This window comes from Lentzea sp. NPDC058450 (assembly GCF_042721395.1).
GTDB lineage: Bacteria > Actinomycetota > Actinomycetes > Mycobacteriales > Pseudonocardiaceae > Lentzea.
Genome location: NZ_JBHXLO010000013.1, coordinates 220,744 through 230,038 on the forward strand (window position 1 = coordinate 220,744; position 9,295 = coordinate 230,038).

The window sequence follows — 9,295 nt, forward strand, 5'->3', positions numbered from 1 at the left end:
AGCAAGCCCCTTTAGCTCAGTCGGCAGAGCGTCTCCATGGTAAGGAGAAGGTCTACGGTTCGATTCCGTAAAGGGGCTCCACTACTGGCCGCAGTGCTGAGCGCTGCGGCTTGTAGTTGTGTTAAAGCGGTGTAGCTCAGTTGGTAGAGCAAGCGGCTCATAATCGCTGTGTCGCCGGTTCAAGTCCGGCCACCGCTACTCAGCAAGATCTCTTGGACGGCAACGCCGTCCGCCCCGCCAGACGGTAAGCCCGGACTGGACCAACGGGGTCTCACGTGCTCTCAGGAAGGCAAGGACCGTGGCTGCAACCGACGTACGCCCGAAGATCACCCTCGCGTGCGAGGAGTGCAAGCACCGGAACTACATCACCAGGAAGAACCGGCGCAACGACCCGGACCGCCTGGAGATCAAGAAGTTCTGCCCGAACTGCAAGACGCACCGCGCGCACAAGGAAACCCGCTGAGCGCGTAGCGGCTTTCGACGAGGCCCGTCCCACACGTGGGGCGGGCCTCGTCGCATATAGGCTCATTCGGTGCCTCTTGACCCCGCCTTCATCGGACGCAGTTATCCGCCGTCGCAGCCGTACGACGTGAGCCGCGAGAAGATCCGCGAGTTCGCCGCGGCGATCGGCGCGACCAGCCCGGCCTACTTCGACGCCGACGCGGCGAAGGCCTTGGGGCACAGGGACGTCATCGCCCCACCGACGTTCGCGATCGTCGTGGCGATGAAGACGAACGAGACGGTCATGTTCGACCCGGAGCTGAAGCTCGACTACAGCCGTGTCGTGCACGGCGACCAGAACTTCGCCCACCACCGCCCCGTCACCGCGGGCGACCAGCTCGTCAGCGTGGCGCACATCGACGCGATCACGAACCGCATGGGCAACGACATGGTGACCGTGCGGACGGAGATCAGCACGGTCGACGGCGAGCTCGTCGCCACCGCCAAGTCGATGCTCGTCGTGAGGGGAGAAGACGCGTGACGAACGCAGCCGTGGGAACCGAACTGCCGGCGCTGTCCGTGCGCCTCAAGCGCGCCGACCTCGTGCGGTACGCGGGCGCCTCGCTGGACTTCAACCCCATCCACTGGAACGAGAAGACGGCCAAGGACGTCGGCCTCCCGGACGTGATCGCGCACGGCATGCTCACGATGGCCGTGGCGTCGCGGATCGTCGCCGAGTGGATCGGCGACCCCGGCGCGATCGTCGAGTACGGCTGCCGCTTCGGCCGTCCCGTCGTGGTGCCGAACGACGACGAGGGCGCGCTGGTCGAGGTGACCGCGAAGGTCACCAAGGACTTCGAGGACGGAACTGTGAAGGTCAACATCAACGCCGCTTTTGACGGCAAGTCGGTGTTGACAGGTGCTTTCGCCCGCGTGCGCGTGAGCTGATCTTGTGATCAAGAACACCACCGGACAACCCGGTCCGGTGGTGTTTGCGGTGCTCAAGCGAGATTCGGGCCTGGAACGTGGTTCAGTTGCACGACCCTGATTCGTGTTCTCGGCCTGCGTGTGGGTAGGCTGTGCGACAGGCCGCTCGGCAAGTGCTTGAGCGGTCTGGTTGGAATGGACGGGACAGGCTCCCGTACACTTCCTGCGTTGGCCAGGGGATCCCGATCGGGATCTCAAAGGGGTGTAGCTCAACTGGCAGAGCAGCGGTCTCCAAAACCGCAGGTTGCAGGTTCAAGTCCTGTCGCCCCTGCTGTCGAAGCGCGTCATGGGTGGAGTGGAGGACGGCATGAGCGAGGGCCGCGAGCAGGACCAGCCGGAGGAGCGCGACAGCGCTGTCCGGCCGTCCAACGCTGCGGCGCGACGTGAACGTCGTGCCTCCTCTCGCCCAGCCGCCCGCAAGGACGGCAGCAGCGCTGAGTCGAAGAAGAGCGTCGCCAAGTCCGAGGAGTCGGACGAGGACGCGAAGAAGGGTCGCCCGACCAAGACCCGTGAAGGACAGGAAAAGCGTCCCTCGCTGATCGGGCGGGGCTTCCGCTACGTCCGTGAGGTCGTCAGCGAACTCCGCAAGGTGATCTGGCCGACCCGCAAGCAGTTGGTCACCTACACCGGCGTCGTGCTGGTGTTCGTGGTCTTCATGGTTGCGCTGGTGTGGGCTCTCGACCTCGGCTTCGGCGCGGCTGTTTTCGAGTTGTTCGGCTGAGCCGGACAGCTGCCGCTGCAACCAGGAAGCGAGATCCACAGTGAGCTCCGACAACGGCGTTGACGCCCAGGAGAAGACCGACCTCATCGACGACGAGGTGTCCGAGGACATCGCCGCTGACGAGACGGTCGAGTCGGAGGCTGTGGACTCCGCGGACGACGCCGACGCGAGCGACGAGTCCGAAGAGGACGTCGACGTCCTCGCGATCGACGAGACGCCGATCGACGAAGAGATCGCCGACCCCGCCGAAGAGCTGCGTCAGGCCCTGCGCCACGCGCCCGGCGACTGGTACGTCGTGCACTCGTACGCCGGTTACGAGAACAAGGTCAAGGCGAACCTCGAGACTCGTATCCACACGCTCGACATGGAGGACTACATCTTCCAGGTCGAGGTGCCGACCGAAGAGGTCACCGAGATCAAGAACGGCCAGCGCAAGCTGGTGCAGCGCAAGGTGCTGCCCGGCTACATCCTGGTCCGCATGGAGCTCACCGACGCGTCCTGGAGCGCCGTCCGCAACACGCCGGGCGTGACCGGGTTCGTCGGAGCCACCTCGAAGCCCTCGCCCCTCACGATCGACGAGGTGCTGAAGTTCCTGCTCCCGCAGCAGGAGCAGAAGCCGGCCGAGGGCAAGAAGGCCGCTTCCACCACCGTGTCGAAGCCGACCATCGAGGTCGACTTCGAGGTCGGCGAGTCGGTCACGGTCATGGACGGCCCGTTCGCCACGCTGCCCGCCACGATCAGCGAGGTCAACGCGGACGGCCAGAAGCTGAAGGTCCTGGTGTCGATCTTCGGCCGGGAGACGCCGGTCGAGCTGTCGTTCAGCCAGGTCTCCAAGATCTGAGCGGTTTTCCCTCACCGGAAGACCGATCGGCCACGCTGCGGCTGGCAGAGCCGCGCGCGGACACTGCAATAACAGGAAGTACGGACAATGCCTCCCAAGAAGAAGAAGCTGTCAGCGATCATCAAGCTGCAGATCAAGGCTGGTGCCGCCAACCCGGCGCCGCCCGTTGGTCCCGCGCTGGGTCAGCACGGCGTCAACATCATGGAGTTCTGCAAGGCCTACAACGCCGCGACCGAGTCGCAGCGCGGTCAGGTCGTGCCGGTTGAGATCTCCGTGTACGAAGACCGTTCGTTCGACTTCAAGCTCAAGACCCCGCCGGCCGCGCGACTCATCCTCGCCGCCGCTGGTGTCGACAAGGGCAGCGGCGAGCCGCACCGCGTCAAGGTCGCCAAGGTGACCATGGAGCAGGTTCGCAGCATCGCCCAGGTCAAGATGGTCGACCTGAACGCGAACGACATCGACCAGGCCGCGAAGATCATCGCCGGCACCGCCCGTTCCATGGGCATCACGGTCGAAGGCTGATCGCAGCACCCTCCAGGAAAGCGTGGGAGAGCCGAGCGCGGCTCAACAAACCACGAACTGATCTCTGAACTAAAGGACAGTCGGAAATGAAGCGCAGCAAGGCCTACAAGGCCGCCGCCGAGCTGGTGGACCGTGAGCGGCTGTACTCGCCGCTGGAGGCCGCCAAGCTCGCCAAGGAAACGTCCAAGATCAAGATGGACGCCACCGTCGAGGTCGCGATTCGCCTCGGCGTCGACCCTCGCAAGGCCGACCAGATGGTCCGCGGCACCGTGAATCTGCCGCACGGTACGGGCAAGACCGCCCGCGTGATCGTCTTCGCAACCGGTGACAAGGCCGCTGAGGCCGAGGCCGCCGGTGCGGACGCGGTCGGCACTGACGAGCTGATCGAGCGCATCCAGGGTGGATGGCTCGACTTCGACGCCGCGATCGCGACCCCCGACCAGATGGCGAAGGTCGGTCGCATCGCCCGCATCCTCGGCCCGCGTGGCCTGATGCCGAACCCCAAGACCGGCACCGTGACCCCCGAGGTCGCCAAGGCCGTCAACGAGATCAAGGGCGGAAAGATCAACTTCCGCGTTGACAAGCAGGCCAACCTGCACTTCGTCATCGGCAAGGCGTCGTTCGACACCGACAAGCTGGTCGAGAACTACGCGGCCGCGCTGGACGAGGTCCTCCGCGCCAAGCCGTCTGCGGCCAAGGGCCGGTACGTCAAGAAGGTCACCGTCTCCACGACGATGGGCCCTGGCATCCCGGTCGACCCGAACCGCACCCGCAACATGCTGGTCGACGAGGCCTGAGCCTCTGAGGTTCGATTGATCTGAGAAAGGCCCCCGGCTTCGCGCCGGGGGCCGTTCTGCTGTTCAGGGCCGGTTCTTCCGGTAGTCGGTCGGCGACTCGCCCACCTGCTTGAGGAAGTGGTGGCGCAGGTTGTTGGCCGTGCCGATGCCGCTCAGCGCCGCGATCTTCTCCATCGGCAGGTCGGTCGACTCCAGCAGCACCTGCGCCCTGGTGATGCGTTCGTTGAGCAGCCACTGCAACGGCGTCGTGCCCGTCGTGGCCTGCAGCCTGCGGTAGAACGTCCGCTCGCTCATGGCGGCCTGCCTGGCCAGGACCTCGACGGTCAGCGGTTCGTCGAGCCTCGCGCGGGCCCAGTCGAGCACCGGCGTGAGGCCGTCCTCGTCCCCTGCCGGAACCGAGAGGTCGACGTACTGGCCGAGGTGACCAGGCCGGTGGCCGGGGACGACCATCCGGCGCGCGAGCTGGTTGGCGACGTGGGCGCCCAGGTCGCGGCGCACCAGGTGCAGGCAGACGTCGAGGCCCGCGGACATGCCGGCGCTGGTCAGGACGTCACCCTCGTCGACGTAGAGCTGCGAGTCGTCGACCTGGACCTCCGGGTAGCGCTCGGCGAGCAGGGCGGTGTGCATCCAGTGCGCGGTGGCCCGTTTGCCGTCCAGCAGGCCCGCCTCGGCCAGTGCGTAGGCGCCCACGCACGCCGACACGATCCGCGCGCCGTTCCTGTGTGCCTCGCGGAGCGCTTCGACCAGATCTGGTGGCACCGGTGCGTTGTCCTCGAAGACCTCGTCGGGCACCCACGACACGATGACGGTGTCCGCGTTCACGACGTCGTTGAGCGTGTGGGTGCTGTGCAGGGTGAAGCCTGGCGTGGTGTCGCGGGCGCGGTTTCCGGTGCCGCACAACCACAACTCGTACCAGGGGTCGGCCAGGTCGGGCTGTGGCGTGCCGAAGACGGCGGCGGGGATGCCGAGCTCGTAGAGGTCCGCGACCCCGAAATCGCCGGGCACGATCAGGGCTACGGAACCAGCGCTCATGCCCGCCAGCCTATGGCAGGAATTTGGTGAAAGGGGTCATTCCGGTCACTGGTTGAGATGATCAAGCGTGGCGATGCTGGAGGCATGACAGCTGAAGCGATCACCTTGCTGGGACTGGGAAATCTTGGCCGCGCGCTGGCGCAGACGTTCGTGCGGGGCGGCCATTCCGTGACGGTCTGGAACCGTTCCGAGGGGAAGGCGGCCGGGCTCGCGGCGACCGTCGCGGGCAGTGCCGCGGAAGCGGTGGCGGCCGGCGACCTGGTCGTCGTCGCGGTGCTCGACCCCGCCGCGGCGCAGAAGGTGCTGAGCGGCGTGGACGTGCGCGGGAAGTCGTTGGTCAACCTCACCTCCGGCACGCCGGACGACGCACGGGAGCTGGCTTCGTGGGCTGAGGCTCAGGGCGCCGAGTACCTGCACGGCGCGGTGTACGCGGTGCCGCAGACGATCGGCACCGACGCGTCGTCGATCATCTACAGCGGATCGGAGGCGGTGTCCGCGCGGAAGTCGTTGGCGCTGCTGGGAAAGGTGACCTACCTGGGGGCCGACGCCGGTCGTGCGTCCGGGTACGACGTGGCGATCCTCGCCGGGATGTACGGGCTGCTCGGCGGGTTCCTGCACGCGGCCGCGCTGGCGCGGGCGAACGGGATCGAGGTCTCCGAGCTCACGCCGATGCTGTGGTCGTGGCTGGCCGACCTCCAGCCGGCGCTGACGACGTTCGCCGCCGAGATCGACGCTTCCCGCTACGACAACGCGGAGTCGAGCCTCGCGATGAACCAGTCGGGGCTCGCGACGCTGGTCAAGGCGGCGCGGGCGCAGGGCGTGCCGTTCGCGGGGCTCGACGCGGTCAAGGCGCTGGTGGACCGGCAGGTCGACTCGGGGCGCGGGCAGGAGAGCCTCGCCCGCGCCGTCGAGTCGTTCGGCCTCGGGTCACAAGGGCTTGCGGGCGGCCAGCAGGAAGATCGTCACTGACGCCAGGAAGTCGCCCTCGCGCAGTTCGGCGAGCCAGCGCTCGCCGTCCGCGCGCTCGATCGCACCGGCGCGGATCGCCCGTTCGGTGTTGCGGCTCAGGGCGAGCGTGTAGTCGGCCCTGGCGAAGTCGCGGATGACCGTCGTGGCGCCGCTGACGGTCTCGACCTCGAAGCCCGCGTCCCGCGCGAGGCGGGGGAGTTCGCGGCCGATCGTGGAGTTGCGGACCATGTTCTCGCAGACGAACCGGTTGAACTGCCTGTTCATCTCCAGGTCGCCGTCGACCAGCAGGGCGTCCCAGTCGGGTTCCGCGATGCGCAGCAGACCGCCCGGCTTCAGCGCGGTGAAGAGCTCGCTCAGGACCTTCGCCGGGTCCTCGACGTGCTGGAGCGCGCGGTCCATCCGGGCGCGGTCGGCGGTGCCGGGGTCGACGGGCAGCTGGTGCGCGTCGCCCTGCCGGACCTGCACCTGCGGGTAGAAGGCGAGGAAGCTGCTGGCCGCGGACACCATCCGCGGGTCGCAGTCGATGCCGATGACGCGGCCGGACGTCGTGACCGCGTCGGCCATCACGGGTAAGTCGGTGCCGGGGCCGCAGCCCACGTCGAGGACGGTGTCGCCGTGCCTCAGATCGAGCGAGACGAGCATCTGGTGCTTGTAGTCACGGCCCAGAGCGGCGGCGTCCGCCATGTACTCGATCTTGTCGGGACTGGGCACCCCCAGTGCGTTTGCCATGCACCCCAATCAACCACAGGTGCTGGGGGTCCAGTCGGTGATCACCCAACCGCTCTTGACCTTCTCGACGACGAACGTGCCGAGGCGGGGCCCTCCCTCGACCGTCAGGACGCACGAGTCGATGATGACCTTGTCGGAGACCGGCGTCTTCAGCATGTCCGGGGGGAACATCACCTGCTGGTACTTGTCGACGCTGGTCACCTCCGCCTTCAGCTTCGTGACCGCGTCGGCGCAATCGCTTGCGCCGTAAGCGTTCGCGAACTTCTGCCGGGTGTCGTCCCGCAGGATCAGCGTGCAGGCGCGGGTCGTGTCGGCGAACGACACGTGCTTGTAGAACATGCCGACCGTGCCCTGCAGACCGGCCGGCGCCGACAACCCCTGCGCCGCACCGGTGACGCCGCCGCTGTTCTGGGCGATGTCGCCGGGGTCGTCGACGCCGAAGAAGCGGTCGTAGGCCCACATCGCGCTGCCGACGACGAGCAGGAAGAACAAGGCGCGCCAGAAGATCCGGCTGCCCAGCACGACGAGCCACCAGCGCTTGCCTCCTGGCTGCTTCGGGGCCTGGGGAGCCTGGCCCGTGGCCTCCTGGTAGCGCTGGTACTCCTGGAACCGTTGGAACTCCTGGAACTGCCGCAGCTGCTCCGGGTCCATCGGCTGCGCGGGCGGCTGAGGCGGCTGCGGCTGGCGGGGCGCGAGGTCCTTGCCGGGCTCGTCGGTCACAGGTCACATCATGCCGATTTGGAGCGGCAGGACACAGTCGAGTAGTCTTTTCGTGGTTCTACCGAAGACCGCAGGTTTTCTCCGCGAGGAGAACGAAGGCCCCGTTGCAACACGGGCGGCCCGCGCAGGGAGGACGAGGCTTGCTTCTTGTGACGCCCCGTGCTGCTTGTGCGCGAGGGCGTTTTTGTTGTTTCGGGACCTTCTCCTGACTGGCGGTCTAACCCAGCCCAGAGAGGAGGCGATCATGGCGAAGCCCACGAAGGTTACGGCGGTCGCTGAGCTTGCGGACCAGTTCCGCACCAGCTCGGCAGCGGTTGTCACTGAGTACCGTGGCCTCTCCATGGCGCAGCTCACCACGCTGCGTCGCGCTCTCGGCGCGGGCACCAAGTACACCGTCGCGAAGAACACTCTCGTCAAGCTCGCTGCTGCGGACGCCGGCGTGGAGGGCCTCGAGGCTCTTCTGTCCGGTCCGACCGCCATCGCGTTCGTCGAGGGCGAGCCCGTGGACGCCGCCAAGGCGATCCGGGACTTCGCGAAGGACAACAAGGCCCTGATCATCAAGGGCGGCTACATGGATGGCCGCCCGCTCTCGGTTGAAGAGGTCACGGCGATCGCCGACCTCGAAACCCGTGAGGTGCTGCTCGCGAAGCTCGCGGGCGCGATGAAGGGCAACCTGGCCAAGGCCGCGGGTCTGTTCAACGCCCCGGCTTCCCAGGTCGCTCGCCTGGCTGCTGCCCTGCAGGAGAAGAAGGCCGCCGCGGCTCCCGCCGCCGAAGCCGACGCTCCCGCCGAAAGCTGATCACCCAAAGACACGCCCGACGCTTTCGCGCGGGAGATTAGAAAGGACCGCCGATCATGGCGAAGCTCAGCACCGAAGAGCTGCTCGACGCGTTCAAGGAGATGACCCTCCTCGAGCTGTCCGAGTTCGTGAAGCAGTTCGAAGAGACCTTCGAGGTCACCGCCGCGGCTCCGGTCGCCGTCGCCGCCGTCGGTGGCCCGGCCGCCGCTGCCGAAGAGGCCGAGGAGCAGACGGACTTCAACGTCGTCCTCGAGTCCGCCGGCGACAAGAAGATCCAGGTAATCAAGGTCGTCCGCGAGGTCGTCTCGGGCCTGGGCCTGAAGGAGGCCAAGGAGCTGGTCGAGTCCGCTCCGAAGGCGATCCTCGAGGGTGTGGCGAAGGACGTCGCCGACGCCGCCAAGGAGAAGCTCGAGGCTGCGGGCGCCAAGATCACCGTCAAGTGATCTCAGCCCCGGTTGGGGCTGGCGTTTAGCGCTTCTGAACGGGCGTGCACCTTTCAACGGGGGTGCACGCCCGTTTTGCTGTTTCCGGGGTGCCGGTTTGCGTTGCCGGTTCCTGTTCCAGCGGGGTTGGTTGCGTTCCTGGGTTCGGGCTGCGGTTGCGAGGGTGCTTGCGCGGGTCTCGACGAAAGACCTGGGGGGTTGCGATTGGGGCTTGACTTCGGGGCCCTTGCGAGGTGCTGGTCGGCCGGAAAAGGCCGGGCTGAAAAGCGCCCGGCCGATCCGCGAGGGGTAGCA

13 protein-coding genes and 3 tRNA genes are annotated in these 9,295 nt (G+C 67.1%); 13 read left to right on the top strand and 3 right to left on the bottom strand.

Annotated features, from left to right (window positions below; genetic code table 11):
- Nucleotides 1-5: 5 nt before the first annotated feature.
- The 10 genes from ACFWNN_RS21995 (at nucleotide 6) to rplA (ending at nucleotide 4,309) form a co-directional block, all read left to right on the top strand.
- Nucleotides 6-81, top strand: a tRNA-Thr gene (locus ACFWNN_RS21995).
- Between the two features lie 44 nt (nucleotides 82-125).
- Nucleotides 126-198: transfer RNA gene (locus tag ACFWNN_RS22000), tRNA-Met, on the top strand.
- A gap of 100 nt (nucleotides 199-298) precedes the next feature.
- Entirely contained in the window at nucleotides 299-463 is a 165-nt protein-coding gene (rpmG, locus tag ACFWNN_RS22005; protein WP_015105301.1) for a 50S ribosomal protein L33, read from the top strand.
- Nucleotides 464-532: 69 nt separating this feature from the next.
- On the top strand, nucleotides 533-982 hold the full coding sequence (locus ACFWNN_RS22010; RefSeq protein WP_382441774.1) for a MaoC family dehydratase N-terminal domain-containing protein: 450 nt from the start codon (nucleotides 533-535) through the stop codon (nucleotides 980-982).
- Complete coding sequence (locus tag ACFWNN_RS22015; protein ID WP_382441775.1) at nucleotides 979-1,389, top strand: MaoC/PaaZ C-terminal domain-containing protein; 411 nt, start codon at nucleotides 979-981, stop codon at nucleotides 1,387-1,389. Before ACFWNN_RS22010 ends, ACFWNN_RS22015 begins: the two co-directional genes overlap by 4 nt.
- 237 nt (nucleotides 1,390-1,626) lie before the next feature.
- Nucleotides 1,627-1,699, top strand: a tRNA-Trp gene (locus ACFWNN_RS22020).
- A 15-nt stretch (nucleotides 1,700-1,714) separates the two neighbouring features.
- On the top strand, nucleotides 1,715-2,149 hold the full coding sequence (gene secE / locus ACFWNN_RS22025; protein ID WP_382441776.1) for a preprotein translocase subunit SecE: 435 nt from the start codon (nucleotides 1,715-1,717) through the stop codon (nucleotides 2,147-2,149).
- Nucleotides 2,150-2,189: 40 nt separating this feature from the next.
- The gene (gene nusG / locus ACFWNN_RS22030) at nucleotides 2,190-2,990 is read left to right on the top strand and encodes a transcription termination/antitermination protein NusG (RefSeq protein WP_382441777.1); all 801 of its coding nucleotides are present in this window, start codon (nucleotides 2,190-2,192) and stop codon (nucleotides 2,988-2,990) included.
- A gap of 87 nt (nucleotides 2,991-3,077) precedes the next feature.
- A complete protein-coding gene (gene rplK, locus ACFWNN_RS22035) occupies nucleotides 3,078-3,512 on the top strand; it encodes a 50S ribosomal protein L11 (protein WP_030478269.1) in 435 nt (144 codons plus the stop codon).
- A gap of 86 nt (nucleotides 3,513-3,598) precedes the next feature.
- Complete coding sequence (gene rplA / locus ACFWNN_RS22040) at nucleotides 3,599-4,309, top strand: 50S ribosomal protein L1 (RefSeq protein WP_382441778.1); 711 nt, start codon at nucleotides 3,599-3,601, stop codon at nucleotides 4,307-4,309.
- Between the two features lie 63 nt (nucleotides 4,310-4,372).
- Here rplA and ACFWNN_RS22045 read toward each other — a convergent pair whose 3' ends face one another.
- Nucleotides 4,373-5,341, bottom strand: a complete 969-nt coding sequence (locus ACFWNN_RS22045) for a GlxA family transcriptional regulator (RefSeq protein WP_382441779.1) — start codon at nucleotides 5,339-5,341, stop codon at nucleotides 4,373-4,375.
- 84 nt (nucleotides 5,342-5,425) lie between these two features.
- Here ACFWNN_RS22045 and ACFWNN_RS22050 point away from each other — a divergent pair, with 84 nt between their 5' ends.
- Nucleotides 5,426-6,310 carry an NAD(P)-dependent oxidoreductase gene (locus tag ACFWNN_RS22050; RefSeq protein WP_382441780.1) on the top strand — a complete coding sequence of 295 codons (885 nt, stop codon included), beginning with the start codon at nucleotides 5,426-5,428 and terminating at the stop codon, nucleotides 6,308-6,310.
- Here the strand turns inward: ACFWNN_RS22050 and ACFWNN_RS22055 are convergent.
- Together ACFWNN_RS22055 and ACFWNN_RS22060 are read right to left on the bottom strand one after the other, a co-directional pair.
- Nucleotides 6,269-7,039, bottom strand: coding sequence for a methyltransferase domain-containing protein (locus ACFWNN_RS22055; protein ID WP_382441781.1), 771 nt, complete (start codon nucleotides 7,037-7,039; stop codon nucleotides 6,269-6,271). The genes ACFWNN_RS22050 and ACFWNN_RS22055 overlap by 42 nt on opposite strands.
- A gap of 9 nt (nucleotides 7,040-7,048) precedes the next feature.
- Entirely contained in the window at nucleotides 7,049-7,759 is a 711-nt protein-coding gene (locus ACFWNN_RS22060) for a hypothetical protein (RefSeq protein WP_382441782.1), read from the bottom strand.
- Between the two features lie 244 nt (nucleotides 7,760-8,003).
- On the opposite strand from ACFWNN_RS22060, the gene rplJ reads away from it, so the two are divergent.
- Nucleotides 8,004-8,558, top strand: coding sequence for a 50S ribosomal protein L10 (rplJ, locus tag ACFWNN_RS22065; RefSeq protein ID WP_319989730.1), 555 nt, complete (start codon nucleotides 8,004-8,006; stop codon nucleotides 8,556-8,558).
- Nucleotides 8,559-8,614: 56 nt separating this feature from the next.
- Nucleotides 8,615-9,001, top strand: coding sequence for a 50S ribosomal protein L7/L12 (gene rplL / locus ACFWNN_RS22070; protein ID WP_382441783.1), 387 nt, complete (start codon nucleotides 8,615-8,617; stop codon nucleotides 8,999-9,001).
- Nucleotides 9,002-9,295 lie beyond the last annotated feature (294 nt).

Coding starts and splice junctions, on each gene's coding strand:
- secE (WP_382441776.1), top strand. CDS start 1,715: ATGGGTGGAGTGGAGGACGGCATGAGCGAGGGCCGCGAGCAGGACCAG.
- rplK (WP_030478269.1), top strand. CDS start 3,078: ATGCCTCCCAAGAAGAAGAAGCTGTCAGCGATCATCAAGCTGCAGATC.
- rplA (WP_382441778.1), top strand. CDS start 3,599: ATGAAGCGCAGCAAGGCCTACAAGGCCGCCGCCGAGCTGGTGGACCGT.
- ACFWNN_RS22045 (WP_382441779.1), bottom strand. CDS start 5,341: ATGAGCGCTGGTTCCGTAGCCCTGATCGTGCCCGGCGATTTCGGGGTC.
- ACFWNN_RS22050 (WP_382441780.1), top strand. CDS start 5,426: ATGACAGCTGAAGCGATCACCTTGCTGGGACTGGGAAATCTTGGCCGC.
- ACFWNN_RS22055 (WP_382441781.1), bottom strand. CDS start 7,039: ATGGCAAACGCACTGGGGGTGCCCAGTCCCGACAAGATCGAGTACATG.
- rplJ (WP_319989730.1), top strand. CDS start 8,004: ATGGCGAAGCCCACGAAGGTTACGGCGGTCGCTGAGCTTGCGGACCAG.
- rplL (WP_382441783.1), top strand. CDS start 8,615: ATGGCGAAGCTCAGCACCGAAGAGCTGCTCGACGCGTTCAAGGAGATG.